Genomic DNA, 16,999 nt, shown 5'->3' on the forward strand with positions numbered 1-16,999 from the left:
AGGGGATCGCAGAGGTGGAGAAGCTGGAAGTGGCCACACCCTCACCACGCCAGGCCAGACCGCGTCCGCGCCCTGTGCGCACTCCGCCGGTGGCGGCGGCGCCGCGACGCGTACCGGCGAACCGGTTATTGATCTTGATTTTGGTCCTGGTCTTCGCGGGCGCGGCCTACGCGGCCCACGCGTGGTACGCCGATCACCGGCTCGCGGCGGCGAGGTCCGCGGCCGTCGCCGCCGCGAGCGACCTCGCGCTCGCCATGGTCACGATCAGCGCGACCACCGTGGACTCGGACCTCGCCCGGGTGGCGGCGGGCGCCACGCCGGACTTCCGCCAGAACCTTGGGGGAGTACGCGCAGCCGTGCTGGCCGGGCACGTGCAGTCCACGGGTCGCGTGCTGCGGGCGGCGCTGGTCTCCGGCGACGCGCGCACGGCCGAGGTGCTGGTGGCGGTCGACGCGCTGATCAAGACTCCGAAGGCGCCGGACGGCCGGACCACCCACTACCGGCTGCGGCTGAGCCTGGCGCTGGACACCGGCCGGTGGCTGCTGGCGAAGCTGAGGTACGTCTCGTGAAGCGGGTGTGGCTGCTGGTCGGGGTCATCGTCGTCGCCGTCGTGGCGGGCGGCTGTGCGGTCTACGCCGACGTGCGGGAACGTCAACGGGCGGCGGCCGGGCGGGCGGCGCTGGCGGTGGCGCCGACCGCGGCGACGGCGATCTTCTCCTACGACTACCGGACCTTCGACTCGGCCGTCGCGACCGGCAGCCGGTACGCGACCGGCACCTTCGCCAGCGAGTACGCCCGCACGACCGCCGCGCTCAAGGATTCGGTGATCTCCGAGCGGGCGGTCGTGAGCGCGCGGGTGACGGCGTCGGGGGTCGTCACGGCCGAACCGGACAAGGTGGAGGTGCTGCTCTACGTGGACCAGCACCGGCGCAACGCGACGATCAGCGGGGAGAAGGTGGACCAGAACCGGATCGTGCTGACCCTGGTCAAGGTCTCCGACGGCTGGAAGGTCTCCGCCGCGGCTCCGCTCTAGAAGTTGCTGCTGAGGGCGGGGCGGATGACGGCGCCGCCGTCGATCACCAGCGTCTGGCCGGTCATCCAGGACGACGTGTCGCCGGCCAGGAAGGTGATCGCCTGCGCGATGTCCTCCGGCTCGCCGATGCGCCCGAGCGGGATGTGCCCGTTCAGCATCTCCTCGTGGTTCTCCCACAACGCCCGGGCGAGCTGCGTACGCACGATGCCGGGAGCGATCGCGTTCACGCGTACCTTCGGGGCGAGCTCGGCGGCGAACTGGCGGGTCAGGTGCACGACGGCCGCCTTGGTCGCGTTGTAGTAGCCGATTCCGAGCTCGGTCACCAGCCCGCCGACCGACGCGATGTTCACGATCGAGCCGCCCCGCTCGGACATCTTGCCGGCGTACCAGGCGGTCTGCGTCCACAGGACGATCGAGAGCTGGTTGACCTGCACGGTCTTCTCGGCCCGGGGCACGTCCAGGTCGACCATCGGGCCGAAGTACGGGTTGGTGCCGGCGTTGTTGACCAGGATGTCCACGCCGCCGAACTCCGCCACGGTCGCCTCGACGGCGGCGGCGGCCTGCTCGGGCTCGCCCACGTGCGCGGCCTTGGCCAGCACGCCGACCGGGTACGCCGCCCGGATCTCGGCGGCGACGGCGTCCAGCGACTCCTGCCGCCGGGAGGTCAGCACCACGTTGGCGCCCTCGGCGGCGAGCGCGAAGGCGGCCGCCCGCCCGATGCCCCGGGATGCGCCGGTGACCAGCGCGGTCTTCCCCGTCAGCCCTGTCTGCACGCCTGACCTCCGTCAACTCGTCGAAACCGCCGGCTACTCACCGGTAATGATGGAGGGTAGTGTAGCGAGCAGCTTCGAGATACCAACCGGTCGGTATTGACAATACCGCCGGCGACCCGATGGGATGCGACCGTGGGCCACTATCGCAGCAACGTACGCGACCTGCGCTTCAATCTGTTCGAGCTGCTGGGCGTCGACGCCCGGCTCGGGCACGGCCGGTTCGCCGACGTCGACCGGGCGACCGCCGACGACGCCCTGGACGAGGTGAACCGCCTCGCCACCGGGCCGATCGCCGACTCGTTCGCCGAAGTCGACCGCAATCCGCCCGCGTTCGACCCGAAGACGCACGCCGTCACCATGCCGGAGGCGTTCCGCAAGTCGTACCAGGCGTACATGGACGCGGAATTCTGGCGGCTGGAACTGCCCGCCGAGGCCGGCGGCACACCCGCGCCCCGGGCGCTCTGGTGGGCCCTGGTGGAGTTGGTGCAGGGCGCCCACGCGCCGGTCTACATGTACGGCAGCGGTCCCGGCTTCGGCGGCCTGCTCTTCCGCCTCGGTACGCCCGAACAGCAGCGCCTCGGCGAGTTCATGATCGACAAGGGCTGGGGCGGCTCGATGGTGCTGACCGAGCCGGACGCGGGCTCGGACGTCGGCGCCGGGCGGACGAAGGCGATCCCGCAGCCGGACGGGACGTGGCACATCGAGGGCGTCAAGCGCTTCATCACATCGGGCGAGCACGACCTCGCCGAGAACATCGTGCACTTCGTCCTCGCCCGCCCGGAAGGCGCCGGGCCGGGTACGAAGGGCCTGTCGCTGTTCGTGGTGCCGAAGTACCACTACGACCCGGAGACCGGCGAGCTGCGCGACCGCAACGGCGTCTTCGCGGTCAACATCGAGAAGAAGATGGGCATCAAGGTCTCGACCACCTGCGAGCTGCACTTCGGCGAGACGGTCCCGGCCGTCGGCCACCTCCTCGGCGAGGTGCACGACGGCATCGCCCAGATGTTCAAGGTCATCGAGTCGGCCCGGATGCAGGTCGGCGTCAAGGCGATCGCGACGCTGTCGACCGGCTACCTCAACGCCCTCGAGTACGCGCGGACCCGCGTACAGGGCCCGGATCTGACGCAGCAGCTGGACAAGTCGGCGCCGCGGGTCACGATCGACCGGCACCCGGACGTCCGGCGGATGCTGATGCTGCAGAAGGCGTACGCGGAGGGTCTGCGGGCCACCTACCTGTACACGGCCGACTGGCTCGACCGCGACCATCCACAAGCGACGAACGTGAACGACCTGCTGCTGCCGATCGTCAAGGGCGTCGGCTCGGAGCGCTCCTACGAGATGCTCGGCCTGTCCCTGCAGACCCTGGGCGGCTCGGGATTCCTGCAGGACTACCCGTTCGAGCAGTACCTGCGGGATACGAAGATCGACACCCTGTACGAGGGCACGACCGCGATCCAGGGCATGGACTTCTTCTTCCGGAAGATCGCCCGGGACCGGCAGGTCGCCGTCAACGTCCTGTTCGACGAGATCGAGGCGTTCCTGGACCTGCCCGAGTGCCAGGGGCGGTTCAACGACGAGGCGAAGGCGCTGGCCCGGGCCCTCAAGGACGTACGCGCGATGATCGCCACGATGCTCATCTGGCTGACCGCCTCGAAGGAGAAGCCGGCCGACGTCTACAAGGTCGGCCAGAACACGACCCGGCTGCTCATGAGCGCCGGCGACCTGCTCATCGGGTACCTGCTGCTGCGCCAGGGAGTCCTCGCCCAGGAGAAGATCACCGCCGGGAGCACCGACGAGTTCTACGTCGGCAAGACGGCCGTGGCCCGCTTCTTCGCGCGTACCGTGCTGCCGGAGATCTCCGCCCGCCGGGACGTGCTGGAGGAGACGGACAACGCCCTGATGGAGATCCCGGATGGCGCGTTCTAGAGCCGTCCTCGAGGCCGGCGTCCGCGAGCGCATCGTCGCCTCGGCCGTCGAGCTGTTCGCCGAGCAGGGCTACGACGCCACCTCGGTGCAGCAGGTCGTGGACCGGGCCGGGGTGACGAAGGGTGCGCTCTACCACTACTTCGCGGCCAAGGAAGACCTGATCATCGAGGTCTACCGGTCGGTCTTCGCCAACCGGCTGGCCGCCCTCGACCGGATCGTCGCGGCCGGCCGGGACCCCGCGACGACGCTGCGTCTGATCATCGACGACATCGTGGTCGGGACCGTGGCGATGACCGGGGAGTCGGCGGTGATCTCCCGCGAACTGTCCCACCTGGACCAGCACCGGACGCAGTCCCTGCAACAGGACTGGCGGCGCTACCAGGAAGGCGTACGCGAGGTGATCCGGCAGGGGCAGGCCGACGGGGTCTTCGCCACGGCCACCTCGGCGGAGGTCGCCTCCTGGGCGATCTTCGGCGTCACGAACTCGCTGCACACCTGGTTCCGGCCGGACGGTCCCAAGAGCGCCGGGCAGATCGCCCGCGAGCTGGCCGACCTGGTGCTGGCCGGACTCGCCCCTCAGCACACCCTCCGGGAGGACTGACTGATGAGCTTCGCCTCCGTCGACGAGCTGCGCGCGGCCGCCGGCACCTCGATCGGCCTGACCGACTGGCTGACGATCGAGCAGGACCGGATCAACCTGTTCGCCGACGCCACCGACGACCACCAGTGGATCCACGTCGACCCGGAGAAGGCCGCCGCGGGCCCGTTCCACTCCACCGTCGCGCACGGGTACCTCACGCTGTCACTCCTGCCCGCGCTGGTCGGCGACCGGCTGCGGGTTCCCGGCGTACGCATGGCGGTCAACTACGGGCTCAACAAGGTCCGGTTCCCCGCACCCGTGCCGGTCGGATCGCGCGTACGCGCCGAGCTGACCATCGTGTCCGTCGAGGACGTCGACGGCGGGCTCCAGATCACCTACCGAGCCACGGTCGAGCGCGAGGGCCACGCCAAACCGGTCTGCGTCGCCGAGGCCGTCGCCCGGATCTACCTGTAGGGAGTACTGATGAAGGCCTGGCAGGTCGTACGCCTCGGCGAGCCCGCCGACGCGATGGAAGCCGCCGAGCTCCCGGTCCCCGAACCGGGTCCGGGGGAGGTGCTCGTCCGCGTCCGCTCGGCCGCGCTCAACTTCCCGGACGTGCTGATGTGCCGGGGCCACTACCAGGTCCGCCCGCCGCTCCCGTTCACCCCGGGCGTCGAGCTCTGCGGTGAGGTGGTCGGCGCCGGGGAGCGCTTGCGCGAGCCGCCAGAAGTGCAGTCAGCCGAGGGCTTTGCCGAAGGCGACCGCATCATCGGTACGCCGAAACTGCCGCACGGCGCCCTCGCCGAGTACGCGATCGTGACCGCGGCCGACGCGTTCCCCGCCCCGGAGAAGCTGGCCGACGCCGAGGCGAGTGCGCTGCTCATCGCGTACCAGACAGGGTTCGTGGCTTTGCATCGGCGGGCGCACCTGCAGGCGGGCGAGACGCTGCTGGTGCACGCGGCGGCCGGGGGAGTGGGCAGCGCGGCGGTGCAGCTCGGCAAGGCGGCCGGGGCCCGGGTGATCGCCGTGGTCGGCGGCGCGCGCAAGGCGCAGGTGGCCGCGGAGCTGGGCGCGGACGTGGTGATCGACCGGCGCGAGCAGGATTTCGTCGCGGCCGTGAAGGAGGCGACCGGCGGGCGCGGGGCGGATGTGGTCTTCGACCCCGTCGGCGGCGACGCGTACGCGGGCTCGGCCAAATGTGTGGCGTTCGAGGGCCGGATCCTCGTGGTGGGGTTCGCGGGCGGCACGGTGCCGGCCCCGCCGCTCAACCACGCGCTGGTGAAGAACTACTCCATTGTCGGCGTCCACTGGGGACTGTACCGGCAGCTGGACCCGGCGGTCGTCGCCGACGCCCACGTACGCCTGGCCGAGCTGGCCGCCGCAGGCGTGATCGCGCCGCTGATCGGCGGCCGGATCGGCCTGGACGACGCGGTGTCCGGCCTGACGGAGCTCGCGGCAGGGGAGACCGTCGGCCGGGTGGTGGTGCTCCCGTGACCGCGCCGCGCGGGCTGGACCTCGACGGGCTCGGCCGCTTCCTGGGCGAGGTGGTCCCGGTCGCCGGGCCGCTGTCCGCCACGTTCATCCAAGGTGGACGGTCGAATCTGACCTACACCGTGACCGACGGCACCTCGACCTGGGTGGTCCGCCGTCCGCCGCTCGGGCACGTGCTGAGCACCGCGCACGACATGACCCGCGAGTTCCGGGTGATCAGCGCGCTCGGGCCGACCGGCGTACCGGTGCCGCGGGCGTGGGCGCTGTGCGAGGACGAGAGCTTCCTCGGCGCCCCGTTCTACGTGATGTCCTACGTGGACGGCATCGTCTACCGGACCGCCGCGGACGCCGCCCCGCTCGGCGCCGACCGGCTGCAGCCGTTGTGCCACCGGCTTTTCGACGTGCTCGCCGAGCTGCACGGTGTGGATTACGACGCGGTCGGCCTGGGCGACTTCGGCCGCCCCGAGGGCTACCTCGACCGCCAGGTACGCCGCTGGCGCAAGCAGCTCGACGCGTCGCACTCGCGCGACGTGCCCGGTTTCGTGGAACTCCACGAACACCTGGCCGCCGCGGTGCCGGCGATGTCCGGCGTCGCGATCGTGCACGGCGACTTCCGGCTGGACAACGCCGTGGTCAGCCCGGCCGACGAGATCCTCGCCGTGCTCGACTGGGAGATGGCCACGCTGGGCGATCCCCTGGCCGACCTGGCGCTGTCGCTCGCGTACTGGGGGCTGTGGCTGGAGCCCGGCGGCAAGGGACTGTTCGGGCAGGCGCCCCCGGCCGGGCTCTTCCCGTCGGCCGAGGACCTCGCGGACCACTACGCCCGGCAGCGCGGTGTGGACCTCGGCAACCTCGGGTGGTACCTGGGGTTCGCGTACTTCAAGATCGCTGTCATTCTCGAAGGAATCCACTACCGCTACGTGCACGGCCAGACGGTCGGTACGGGTTTCGAGAACATCGGCGCGATGGTGCCCTACCTGGTCGATCTCGGTCACAAGGCGTTGCGGGAGGCGTGATGGACTTCGCGTACGACGACAAGACGGTCGCTCTGCAGGAAGAACTGCTGTCCTTCATGGACAGTCATGTCTACCCGGCGGAGAAAGCGGTCTCGGACGACCCCTGGTCGCCCCCGGCGGTCATGGAGGAGCTCAAGGCCGAGGCGAAAAGGCGCGGGCTGTGGAACCTGTTCCTGCCCGGTGACCATTTCGGCGCGGGCCTGACGAACCTGCAGTACGCGCCGCTCGCGGAGATCACCGGTCGCAGCCCCAACCTCGCGCCCGAGGCCCTCAACTGCGCCGCGCCGGACACCGGCAACATGGAGGTCCTGGCCATGTTCGGCACGCCCGAGCAGCAGGAGCGCTGGCTGCGCCCGCTGCTCGACGGCAGCATCCGCTCCGCGTTCTGCATGACCGAGCCCGAGGTCGCGTCCTCCGACGCCACCAACATCACCACCGAGATCCGGCGCGACGGCGACGAGTACGTCATCAACGGCCGCAAGTGGTGGTCGTCCGGAGCGATGAGCCCCCGCTGCGAGATCCTCATCGTGATGGGCAAGACGGACCAGGCCGCCGAGCGCCACCGCCAGCAGAGCCAGATCCTCGTGCCCAAGGCCACTCCCGGCGTCGAGGTCCGCCGCCACCTGCCGGTCTTCGGGTTCACCGACGGCTGGCACGGCGGTCACGCCGAGATCACCTTCACGGATGTACGCGTACCGGCGTCGAACCTGATCGCCGGGGAGGGCGAGGGGTTCGCCATCGCGCAGGCGCGCCTCGGTCCCGGGCGGATCCACCACTGCATGCGGCTGATCGGCATGGCCGAACGGGCGCTCGACCTCATGTGCGCGCGGGCCGTCGACCGGGTCGCGTTCGGCAAGCCGCTGGCGGCCCAGGGCGTCGTCGGGGACTGGATCGCCGAGGCGCGCGTACGCATCGAGCAGGCCCGGCTGCTCGTGCTCAAGACGGCCTGGCTGATGGACACCGTCGGCAACAAGGGCGCGCACACCGAGATCCAGGCGATCAAGATCGCGGTGCCGTCGATGACGGAATGGGTGCTGGACAAGGCGATCCAGGTCCACGGCGGGGGCGGGGTCAGCGAGGACTTCCCGCTGGCTCACATGTGGGCGGCCGCGCGTACGCTCCGCCTGGCCGACGGGCCCGACGAGGTGCACAAGGCGTCGCTGGCCAAGCGGGAGCTCCGCAGGTTCACGCGCTGATCCTGATCCGGGTCGGCGACGCCAGCCGGGTCGTGACGATCGAGGGCCGGTCGCTGAAGAAATCCTTGGCGGCCGGCAGTTCCGGCTCGGTACGCGCCTGTCCGGGGAAGTTGTAGTGCCCGAGCAGCACGCCGCCGAACCGGGCGCCCATGTACTCGGCGGTGTAGCGCAGCGTGCCGACGAGCGGGTCGGCCTTGGCGGAGTCGGCGTCGCTGAGCGCGGTGACGCCCCACAGCGTCTTGCCGCCCATCCGCGCCTTGAAGTCCGCCCCCGGTACGCGCAGCCACCCCGTCCAGTGGTCGAGGTAGTTCTTGACGCTGGTGGACAGCGAGTACCAGTAGAGGGGCGACGCGATCACGATGTCGGTGGCCGCGAGGGTCTCGTCGAGGAGGGTCTTCGGGTTGCCGACCGGCTCGGGATAGGTGCCGTCACCGGTGTGCCGCACGTCCTCGAAGGCCGGCAGGGGAAGATCGCTCAACCGCAGCCAGCTCTGCTCCACCTCGGGGCTCAGGTACGCCGCCGCCTGCCTCGCCATCGCCTCGGTGTTGCCGTCGAGCCGGGTGCTGCCGAGCAGGAAAAGGAATCTGCGTACCACGGGTGCCCCCTTCATTGGATGCAGGTGCAAGCATTTCTCGGTCAACGCGGAACCGTCAAGTGCTTCGCCGAGAGTGTGCGCAACGCCGCATCCAACCCCTGGACCTCCTCCGGACGCAGGGCTCCCAGGAATTCCGCGTCGACCTCCCGGGCCAGCGTGGCGGCCTTCGCCAGCAGGTGCTTTCCGGCCGGCGTCAGCGAGAGCAGTTGCCGTCGCCGGTCGCCGGCGTCGCGTACGCGCTGGACGGCGTCGAGGTGTTCCAGCTGGTCCGCGTAGAGCACGACCAGGCTCGGCGCGACGCGTACGGTCCGGGCGAGGTCCTGCTGCGCCGTCGGGCCGAATTCGGCCAGGGCGGTGAGGACCGCGACGTGCTTCACCTTGAGGCCGATCGTCTCCAGCCGCGCGCCGTACGCCTCGAAGATCATTCCGCCGAGAATGCCGAGCTGGAAGGTGGCCGTCCCGAGAGGGCTTTCCTGAGTCACGCGTTTGATGCTACCGTCACAGAATCATTCAAGTCTTGAACGATTCTCCTACAGAATGATTCAAGGCACGACTTCACCTGCGTGACTCAAGCTGGAGGCTGCCATGCGCCGTACCGTCGTCGTTCTCCTCGCGGTGGGAACCGTCCTGACCATGCTCGCCGCCGTGATCGGTGTGATCCGCCCGTCGTTCATGGTCGCGGGGGTCTCGGAAGCGGCCGTGCGCCCGTTCGTCTGGGCGTACGCCGTCCGCGCCCTGCCGCTCGGCGCGATCCTGCTGGCCCTGCTGTTCGGCCGCCCGTCCGCGGCGCTGGGGCCGATGCTTCTGCTCGCCGGCGTCGTGCAGGCCGGCGACGTGCTCATCGGCGCCGCCTACGGGGTTCCCGGAATGATCCTCGGGGGTGGCCTCATGACCGTGCTGTACCTGTACGCGGCCTGGGCCGTCCGCCCGGCGCGCCGTCCGGCAGCCGCCGTCGTGTGACGGCCGCCCGGCCACCTCTCCGGGCCGCCCGTAGGGGAACGTGCTCGCGGATATCGCTCCGCAGGCCGAGGGAACGCTCGACGGCGGCTTCTACCGTGGAGATCATGACAACGTCGAGCGTTCCCCGCCGCCTCTACCGTCCGCGCGACCGCTGGATCGCGGGCGTCTGCTCCGGACTCGGCCGCCGGTTCGGCCTCTCGCCGAACGTGGTCCGCGTCCTCTTCCTGCTGTCGTGCCTGCTGCCCGGGCCGCAGTTCCTCGTCTACCTGGCGCTCTGGATCATCATGCCCAGCGAGAGCTGACCCGGCCGCCGCCCGCGCTCATCGCAGGCGGCGGGCGGCGAACAGGTGCTCCCGGCGTACCTCGGTGATCGGGCCGTCGATCGTGTTCCAGTCGGTCTGCGAGGCGTGCAGCATCGCCGGCCAGCCGTTCTCGACGCCGACGCAGATGCCGACGTGGTAGACGAATCCGGTGTCCGGCTTCCGGAAGAACATCAGGTCGCCGGGGGCCAGGTCGGCCAGGTCCACCGGCTCGCCCACGGTGGCCTGGTCGGTCGCGTCGCGCGGCAGGGTGATCCCGAACCGCCGGTACGCGACCCAGGTCAGTCCCGAGCAGTCCAGGCCCCTGCCGGTCAGCCCGGCGGCGAGGTACATGAGCCCGAGGAACTTGCGGCCGGTGGCGATCAGCGTCGCCGGCGCGGGAGCCTCACCGGCCGCGTACGCGCCGACGTGCCGGCCGGGCAGCCAGCCGTCGCCCCCGCCCGGCAGCCCGACCCGTGACCAGGAGCCGTCGGTCTCCAGCAGCGGCAGGATCGTGGCGAAGCTGACGTCGGCGTGCACGATCCCGCCGTCCGGCCGGTCGAGGATGCTGGTCAGCGGCATCGTCACGACGACCTGCCGGTCCGCGGTCCCGGCCGGGGCCGCCAGCTGGGTGACCGGCAGCCAGCCCGGATACCCGCGCGGGTCTTTGCGGGACGGCTGCGACGGCACCACCACCTGCGCCCAGCCGTCCTTCACGTCGTCCACGAGCACGGTGTCGCCGAGCAGGACCTGGCTGTCGAGCCGGCCCCACAGCTGCTTGCGCTCCTCCGGACCCTGCGCGTACGTCCAGTCCCGCAGGCGTACCGGGGTCTCCAGCGCGGGCCCGTCGAGCTCGCGTACAGCGTCGGGCGCGGTCCACAGCCCCGCTGCGGCGACCGCCACCTGCATGTTCTCCGCGGCCACCGGTCCACCCGCCTCACATCGCCCAGCCATGCCTGCGCAGCCATACAAGCACGGCCGAACCGACGGCGGTAGCGTCCTTGCGCAGGTCATGGCCCTCGCCCGACAGGACGACCAGGTCAACCCCCCGGCGTTTCCCGGGTACGCCGAACGGATCACGATCGCCGTTGACCACGAGGGTCGGACAGCCCGTGACCAGCTCGTCTTCCCGGGACTTCTCGGGCTTGCCGGGCGGATGCGACGGAAACGCCAGCGCGACCACCCCCGCCGCCCCGACGGCCTTCGCGGTCCGGCAGGCGACCCGCGCCCCGCTGGACCGCCCGCCCGTGACGACCGGCAGGTCGCCCTCGTCGAGCGCGGCCAGCACGGCCAGCCACGCCTCGTCGAGGTGCCCCGCGGGAGCCGGCGCCTTCCGGCCGGCCACCCGGTACGGCTGGGTCACGAGGGCCACGGTGACGTTCGCGGCGAGGGCGGCGGCGCGTACCGCCTGCAGGTCCGCGGCCTGGACGTCGCCACCCGCGCCGTGCCCGAGCACGAGCAGCGAGGCCGGGGTGCCCGCCGGCCGGGAGATCTCCACGCGGGCCTCGCCGCGCGGGGTGTCGATCTTCATCCCCTCATTCTCCCGGCGCGGACTGTCGTACCGGCGGTTTACCGTGGGCGTGTGGTCACTTTGGCGCAGATCCGCGCGGTGGCGAGCGCGCTGCCGCGGACGAGCGAGCACCTGATCCGGGACTACGTGAAGTTCCGCATCGGAAGCATCGTCTACCTCTCGGTGAGCCCGGACGAAACGCTCATGGGGTTCGGCTTCCCCCGCGAGGAACGGGCGTCCCTCGTCGAGTCCCGCCCGGACACGTTCCAGCTCCCGCGCCCGTCGGACATGCGCTACCAGTGGGTCGTCGCCCGGATGGCCGCGCTCGACGAGGACGAGATGCACGAGCTGGTGGTCGACGCCTGGCGGATGTGCGTACCGAAGAAGGTCGTCGCCGCGTACCTGGCTTCACTAGGCTGACCCCATGGCCCGTCGCAACGATGCGGTCGCCGCGCTGCTCGAGGAGTACGCCGACCTGCTGGTGATCACCGGCGGGGGCGACGCCTTCAAGATCCGTTCATACGAGAAGGCGGCCCGGTCGGTCGCCGGCTTCCACGACGACGTGTCCACGATGGACGCCGCCGCGATCGGCAAGATCCCGCAGGTCGGCAAGTCCATCGGCGCGAAGATCATCGAGTATCTGACCACCGGGAAGATCGCCGCGTTGGAGAAGTTGCGCGAGCAGATCCCACCCGGCGCGCGTACGCTCATCGAGATTCCGGGGCTGGGGCCCAAGAAGGCGGTCACGCTCAGCCGGGAACTGGGCGTCTCCTCGATCGACGAGCTCTCCGCGGCCATCGCCGCCGGCCGCCTGGACGGGTTGCCGGGGTTCGGCGCGAAGACGGCCGAGAACATCCTGCACGGCATCGAGCTGCTGCGGCGCAACGAGGGGCGTGTCCTCATCGACACCGCCACGCGAGTCGCCGAGGAGATCGTGGCCCACCTGTCCGGCGTACCCGGCTGTGTCGCGTGCACCTTCGCCGGCTCCCTGCGCCGGTCCCGCGACACCATCGGCGACGTCGACATCCTGGCCGCCGCCACGGATTCCGAGCCGCTGATGGAGGCGTTCCGGTCGGCGCCCTATGCCTTCGAGATCATCGGCAGCGGCCCGACCAAGACCTCCCTGCGTACGCGGCAGGGCCTGCAGGTCGACCTCCGCGTCGTCCAGCCCGAGGTGTGGGGCGCGGCCCTGCAGTACTTCACGGGATCGCGCGAGCACAACATCCGCGTACGCGAGATCGCCGTCCACAAGGGGTTGAAGCTCTCGGAGTACGGGCTGTTCGACGCCGCCTCCGGGGAACTCATCGTGGCCGCGACCGAGGAGGAGGTCTACGAGCGCCTCGGGCTGCCGTGGATCCCGCCCCCGCTGCGCGAGGACCGCGGCGAGGTCAAGGCGGCCCTCAAAGGCGAACTGCCGGAACTCGTGCGGATCAGTGATCTCCGGGGCGACCTGCACAGCCACACCGACCTCACCGACGGCGTGGCCCCGCTGCGCACGATGGTGGCGGCGGCGCGCAAGCGCGGACTCGCGTACTTCGCGATCACCGACCATGCCCCGAACCTGACGATGCAGCGGATGACCACCGAGAAGATGCTCGCCCAGCGCGAGGAGGTCCGGGCGCTGGCCGCCGAGACCGACGTCGTCGGCGACATGGTGCTGCTGCACGGCTCCGAGCTGAACATCGACCCGGACGGCGCGGTCGACTGGGACGGCGACTTCCTGGCCGGCTTCGACGTGCTCGTCGCCTCCGTGCACTCCCACTTCGGGCTGCCGGCCGACGAGCAGACCCGGCGGCTGGTGCGGGCGTGCGAGAACGCGTACGTGAACGTGATCGGGCATCCGCGGGCCCGCTCGATCGGCAAGCGGGAGCCCATCGACGCGGACTGGGACGCGGTCTTCGAGGCCGCCGCCGCGACGGGTACGGCGATGGAGATCAACTGCTTCCCGGACCGGCTCGACCTCTCCGACGACATGGTGCTGCGCGCCAGGCGGCACGGGGTGAGGTTCGCGATCGACACCGACTGCCACTCGGTGCGCAACATGGAGAACATCCGGTACGGGGTCGGGACCGCGCAGCGAGGGTGGGTGACGGCCGACGAGGTGATCAACACCTGGCCGCTCGACCGGCTCCGCGCCTTCATCGCCGCCAAGCGCCCGTAGGCTTCGCCCGCCGGCTGCATGATCGTTTACGCTTCCGGGGTGCGTAGACGGCCCTTGGCCGCCGACGGCCCGGCCTGGCTTTGTCCCGACTGTCCGGCAAGGAGTGCGATCTTGACGGATGTGGCGAAACTGACGCTTCCCGGCCGCCGTTAGGGACAGTTTCGCCACACCCGTCAAGGTCATGTCGCCGATGGCCGGCGTCTTTCCGCATTTGTCCGAGTGATGCGGGCTGCGGTGGGGCTGGATCTTGACGGGTGTCCGGAAAGAAACATCATTCTGGCCCGGGTGACGCCACTTTCCGGGCATCCGTCAAGATCCACACTTGCGGACGCTGGCCAACCCCATGATCGAGGCGACTGTCCGATACGGCCGCCCCGGACGCTCGCCAGCTGGTGATCGATAACGGCCGGGATGTCATTTTGCGCTCCCGCCCTAGATCGATCGCGGCGGACGTGCAGCCAGGGCCCGGTTACTGCATCCGAGGCGTTTTCGATCTTGGGCTTTAGCGGAGTTCTACATCCCCACCGCAGTCGATCACGCCCAACCCTGCGCCACCGCCCCCACAGCCCGCGATGCGGGAACGATCATCCGGCCCATGGGACGCGTTCACTGCCACCGTGATCATTTACGGCTAAGGTGCGATTTCAGTCCCCTGTTGCATGATCATTTACGCGCCAGGTGCCACCAAGGGCCCTATGCGCACTCCAGAACCGTCAACGATCATGCAATGCGGGCCGGAAATCACACCTTGCCCGTAAACGATCAAGAAAACAGTGATCACGTCTCCGTCAACGGTCATCGGCGCGCGGTACGCGAGGCCGCGCCGTGCGTACTCTCCCGGTGGTGTTCGAGCTCGTCGTGGTGGTCGTCGCCGACCGGGTCCGCGTGCACGAACGCGCGGGTGAGCCGGGGGATCGCGTGCATCAGCCGGTGCTCGGCGTCGACGGCGATGGTGTGCGCCTGGGCGACCGGGATGCCGCCGTCGACGGAGATCTCGCATTCGGCCCGCAGCTGGTGCCCGATCCATCGCAGGTGGACGTCGCCGATGGCCTGTACGCCGGGCGTCTCGCGGAGTACGGAACCGGCCTTGGCCACGAGGTCGGGGTCGACGGCGTCCATGAGCCGGCGGTAGACCTCGCGGGCGGCGTCGCGCAGCACGAAGAGGATGGCGATCGTGATCAGCAGGCCGACGACGGGGTCGGCCCACCGCCAGCCGAGGGCCACACCGCCCGCGCCGACGAGCACGGCCAGCGACGTGAACCCGTCCGTACGCGCATGCAGCCCGTCCGCGACCAGCGCGGCCGAGCCGATCCGGCGGCCGACCGAGATGCGGTAGCGGGCGACGAGCTCGTTGCCCGCGAACCCGATGAGGGCCGCGACGGCGACGAAGCCGAGGTAGGAGACGTCGGACGGGTGCAGGAGGCGCTGGACGGCCTCGTAGCCGGCGATGATCGCGGAACCGGCGATGAAGACGACGATGACGATGCCGGCCAGGTCTTCGGCCCGCCCGAACCCGTACGTGTAGCGGGTCGTCGGTGTGCGCCGGCCGAGGACGAACGCGATGCCCAGCGGTACGGCGGTCAGCGCGTCGGCGACGTTGTGCAGGGTGTCGCCGAGCAGGGCCACGGAACCGGAGAAGGCCACGACGACGCCCTGCAGGATCGCGGTCACGCCGAGGACGGCGAGGGAGATCCAGAGGGCGCGCGTTCCCTCCTTGGACGTCTCCATGGCGGAGTCGACCTTGTCGTGCGAGTCGTGCGAGTGCGGGGCGACGAGGTGCTTCAGCTTCGCCCAGAGCCCGCCGTGCTCATGGTCGTGGTCCCCGTGGTCATGCCCGTGGTCCCCGTGGTCGTGCCCGTGGTCCCCATGGTCGTGCCCGTGATTTCCATGACCGTGGTCCCCATGACCGGGGTCCGCATGACCGTGATCGCCGTGATCCCCGTGATCGTGACCGCCGTGCGAGTGGTCGCCATGGTCGTGATCCTCATGCGAGTGCCCATCATGCGACTGGTCGTCATGGGAGTGTTCGTCATGGGAGTGCTCGTCATGCGAGTGCTCATCGTGCGCGTGCTCGTCGTGGGCATGACCGTCCCCATGGGAGTGATCATCGTGATCGTCCTCATGGGAGTGATCGTGGCCGGCGCCGTCGTGGTCCCCGTGCTCGGCGTGATCACGTCCGGCCTGCTCGACGCCGTGGTCGTGCCCGTGGTCGTCCTCGTGATCATGTTCATGACCGTCATGGTCGTGCACATGTGGATCGGCCTTGAGTCGAGTTTCGCGCGCGTCGCCGCTCATGCTGTCAGCGTACCGATGCGGGTGCGGAGGGCTGGAGCCGCGACCGCCACGAACGCCGTCAGGACCACCGGCACGACGAGCGCCGCCCGCAAGCCGGCGAACTGGGCGGCTGCCCCGATGACGACCGGGCCGACGACGAATCCGGCGTACCCCATGCTGGCCACGGTGGCGATCGCACGGCCGGCCTGGGCGCTGTCGCGGTTGGCCGCGGCCGAGAACACCTGCGGCGCGATGCACGCGAGACCCAGCCCGAGCAGGCCGAAGCCGACTACTCCGGCCCACGGTCGCGCGATGAGCAGCGCCAGGCCGAGTCCGGCCGCGGCGAGCAGGGCGCTGAGGCGTACCAGGGTGGTCGCGCCCCAGTCCGTGGCGAGGCGGTCGCCCACGAGCCGGCCCGCCATCATCGAGATCGCGAAGGCGGCGTACGCGGCCGCGGCGAATCCGGCCGACGACAGCAGGTTGTCGCGCAGGTAGACGCTGCTCCAGTCGGCCGCGGCCCCCTCGCCGACCAGGCAGCAGAAGGCGAGTACGCCGAGCAGGAACACCCCCGGCACCCGACCGTGCTGCTCGGATCCGCGCGGTACGGGAGGCGTACGCCGGATCCACAGGGTGGACCACAGAGCGAGCGCCGCCACGCCGAGCCCGACCAGGACGAAGGTCGTGCGGGCACTGAGACCGGCGTGGGCGGCGAGGCCGCCGAGGGCCGCGCCGAGGAAGCCGCCGACGCTGTAGACGGCGTGGAAGGACGTGATGATCGGCCGCCCGTACGCCTGCTGCACCTCGACGGCGTTCGCGTTCATGGACACGTTGAGCAGGCCGTGGATTGTGCCGAAGACGTAGAGGGCGAGGCAGAGCAGCACGAGGCCGGCGGCGAGCGACGGCAGGACGAGCCCGGCCCCCTCCAGCAGCGCGGCCGGTACGAGGACGGTGGCGCTGCCGAGCCGGTCGACGAGCCGGCCGGACAGCAGCTGGCCGGTGATCGCGCCGGCGGCGAAGGCGAGCAGGGCGAGGCTCAGCCGGCCGTCGGTGAGGCCGAGGTTGTGCTTGATCGCGGGGATGCGGGCCGTCCAGGTGCCCAGCGCGGTGCCGAAGAGCAGGAACGCGAGGGCGGTGGCGAGGCGGGCGCGGGACAGCGTGGGAGCGCTCTCACGGGGCATCGTCCCA

General features: G+C 70.5%; 20 protein-coding genes. 12 read left to right on the plus strand and 8 right to left on the minus strand.

Translation table 11 applies throughout. From position 1 onward, the window contains the following. The first annotated feature begins 134 nt into the window (after nt 1-134). Both G401_RS52625 and G401_RS45165 read left to right on the plus strand, forming a co-directional pair. Nucleotides 135-569 (plus strand): hypothetical protein, encoded by a 435-nt coding sequence (locus G401_RS52625; protein ID WP_157545620.1) that lies wholly within the window; start codon nt 135-137, stop codon nt 567-569. Next, nucleotides 566-1,033 carry a hypothetical protein gene (locus G401_RS45165; RefSeq protein ID WP_051366535.1) on the plus strand — a complete coding sequence of 156 codons (468 nt, stop codon included), beginning with the start codon at nt 566-568 and terminating at the stop codon, nt 1,031-1,033. Before G401_RS52625 ends, G401_RS45165 begins: the two co-directional genes overlap by 4 nt. On the opposite strand, the gene G401_RS0112225 is transcribed toward G401_RS45165, so the two are convergent. Then, nucleotides 1,030-1,806: an SDR family oxidoreductase gene (locus G401_RS0112225; RefSeq protein WP_027342735.1), complete on the minus strand. Its 777-nt coding sequence runs from the start codon at nt 1,804-1,806 to the stop codon at nt 1,030-1,032. The genes G401_RS45165 and G401_RS0112225 overlap by 4 nt on opposite strands. 132 nt (nt 1,807-1,938) lie before the next feature. Here G401_RS0112225 and G401_RS0112230 point away from each other — a divergent pair, with 132 nt between their 5' ends. From G401_RS0112230 to G401_RS0112255, 6 genes are read left to right on the plus strand one after another with little or no spacing between them, the layout of a single operon-like run. Beyond that, on the plus strand, nt 1,939-3,732 hold the full coding sequence (locus G401_RS0112230; protein WP_027342736.1) for an acyl-CoA dehydrogenase: 1,794 nt from the start codon (nt 1,939-1,941) through the stop codon (nt 3,730-3,732). Beyond that, nucleotides 3,719-4,333 carry a TetR/AcrR family transcriptional regulator gene (locus tag G401_RS0112235; protein WP_027342737.1) on the plus strand — a complete coding sequence of 205 codons (615 nt, stop codon included), beginning with the start codon at nt 3,719-3,721 and terminating at the stop codon, nt 4,331-4,333. The genes G401_RS0112230 and G401_RS0112235 overlap by 14 nt, the downstream gene beginning before the upstream one ends. Next, on the plus strand, nt 4,334-4,786 hold the full coding sequence (locus tag G401_RS0112240) for a MaoC family dehydratase (protein WP_211240725.1): 453 nt from the start codon (nt 4,334-4,336) through the stop codon (nt 4,784-4,786). Between the two features lie 9 nt (nt 4,787-4,795). Then, nucleotides 4,796-5,806 carry an NADPH:quinone oxidoreductase family protein gene (locus G401_RS0112245; protein WP_027342739.1) on the plus strand — a complete coding sequence of 337 codons (1,011 nt, stop codon included), beginning with the start codon at nt 4,796-4,798 and terminating at the stop codon, nt 5,804-5,806. Further along, complete coding sequence (locus tag G401_RS0112250; RefSeq protein WP_027342740.1) at nt 5,803-6,819, plus strand: phosphotransferase family protein; 1,017 nt, start codon at nt 5,803-5,805, stop codon at nt 6,817-6,819. The genes G401_RS0112245 and G401_RS0112250 overlap by 4 nt, the downstream gene beginning before the upstream one ends. Beyond that, complete coding sequence (locus G401_RS0112255) at nt 6,819-8,015, plus strand: acyl-CoA dehydrogenase family protein (RefSeq protein WP_027342741.1); 1,197 nt, start codon at nt 6,819-6,821, stop codon at nt 8,013-8,015. Before G401_RS0112250 ends, G401_RS0112255 begins: the two co-directional genes overlap by 1 nt. Here G401_RS0112255 and G401_RS45170 read toward each other — a convergent pair. After that, nucleotides 8,005-8,610 (minus strand): flavodoxin family protein, encoded by a 606-nt coding sequence (locus G401_RS45170; RefSeq protein ID WP_084557099.1) that lies wholly within the window; start codon nt 8,608-8,610, stop codon nt 8,005-8,007. The genes G401_RS0112255 and G401_RS45170 overlap by 11 nt on opposite strands. Nucleotides 8,611-8,651: 41 nt before the next feature. Beyond that, entirely contained in the window at nt 8,652-9,092 is a 441-nt protein-coding gene (locus G401_RS0112265; protein ID WP_027342742.1) for a MarR family winged helix-turn-helix transcriptional regulator, read from the minus strand. A 103-nt stretch (nt 9,093-9,195) separates the two neighbouring features. Between G401_RS0112265 and G401_RS0112270 the strand changes: the two genes are divergently transcribed. Next, complete coding sequence (locus G401_RS0112270) at nt 9,196-9,570, plus strand: DUF4267 domain-containing protein (RefSeq protein ID WP_027342743.1); 375 nt, start codon at nt 9,196-9,198, stop codon at nt 9,568-9,570. A 104-nt stretch (nt 9,571-9,674) separates the two neighbouring features. Continuing rightward, nucleotides 9,675-9,872 carry a PspC domain-containing protein gene (locus tag G401_RS0112275; RefSeq protein WP_027342744.1) on the plus strand — a complete coding sequence of 66 codons (198 nt, stop codon included), beginning with the start codon at nt 9,675-9,677 and terminating at the stop codon, nt 9,870-9,872. An 18-nt stretch (nt 9,873-9,890) separates the two neighbouring features. Here G401_RS0112275 and G401_RS45175 read toward each other — a convergent pair whose 3' ends face one another. Next, complete coding sequence (locus G401_RS45175; protein ID WP_051366537.1) at nt 9,891-10,793, minus strand: C40 family peptidase; 903 nt, start codon at nt 10,791-10,793, stop codon at nt 9,891-9,893. Between the two features lie 13 nt (nt 10,794-10,806). Continuing rightward, the gene (locus G401_RS0112285; protein ID WP_027342745.1) at nt 10,807-11,400 is read right to left on the minus strand and encodes an alpha/beta hydrolase family protein; all 594 of its coding nucleotides are present in this window, start codon (nt 11,398-11,400) and stop codon (nt 10,807-10,809) included. A 51-nt stretch (nt 11,401-11,451) separates the two neighbouring features. Between G401_RS0112285 and G401_RS0112290 the strand changes: the two genes are divergently transcribed. After that, a complete protein-coding gene (locus G401_RS0112290) occupies nt 11,452-11,799 on the plus strand; it encodes an MmcQ/YjbR family DNA-binding protein (RefSeq protein ID WP_027342746.1) in 348 nt (115 codons plus the stop codon). A gap of 4 nt (nt 11,800-11,803) precedes the next feature. Beyond that, the gene (gene polX, locus G401_RS0112295; protein WP_027342747.1) at nt 11,804-13,540 is read left to right on the plus strand and encodes a DNA polymerase/3'-5' exonuclease PolX; all 1,737 of its coding nucleotides are present in this window, start codon (nt 11,804-11,806) and stop codon (nt 13,538-13,540) included. Between the two features lie 795 nt (nt 13,541-14,335). Here polX and G401_RS57625 read toward each other — a convergent pair. The 3 genes from G401_RS57625 to G401_RS0112310 all read right to left on the minus strand — a co-directional run bounded on the left by G401_RS57625 (nt 14,336) and on the right by G401_RS0112310 (nt 16,992). Then, nucleotides 14,336-15,268, minus strand: a complete 933-nt coding sequence (locus G401_RS57625; protein ID WP_051366538.1) for a cation diffusion facilitator family transporter — start codon at nt 15,266-15,268, stop codon at nt 14,336-14,338. A gap of 53 nt (nt 15,269-15,321) precedes the next feature. Continuing rightward, nucleotides 15,322-15,765 (minus strand): hypothetical protein, encoded by a 444-nt coding sequence (locus tag G401_RS57630; protein WP_157545624.1) that lies wholly within the window; start codon nt 15,763-15,765, stop codon nt 15,322-15,324. A 66-nt stretch (nt 15,766-15,831) separates the two neighbouring features. Continuing rightward, nucleotides 15,832-16,992 (minus strand): MFS transporter, encoded by a 1,161-nt coding sequence (locus G401_RS0112310; RefSeq protein ID WP_034591293.1) that lies wholly within the window; start codon nt 16,990-16,992, stop codon nt 15,832-15,834. Nucleotides 16,993-16,999 lie beyond the last annotated feature (7 nt).

Source organism: Hamadaea tsunoensis DSM 44101 (assembly GCF_000428945.1).
Classification (GTDB): domain Bacteria; phylum Actinomycetota; class Actinomycetes; order Mycobacteriales; family Micromonosporaceae; genus Hamadaea; species Hamadaea tsunoensis.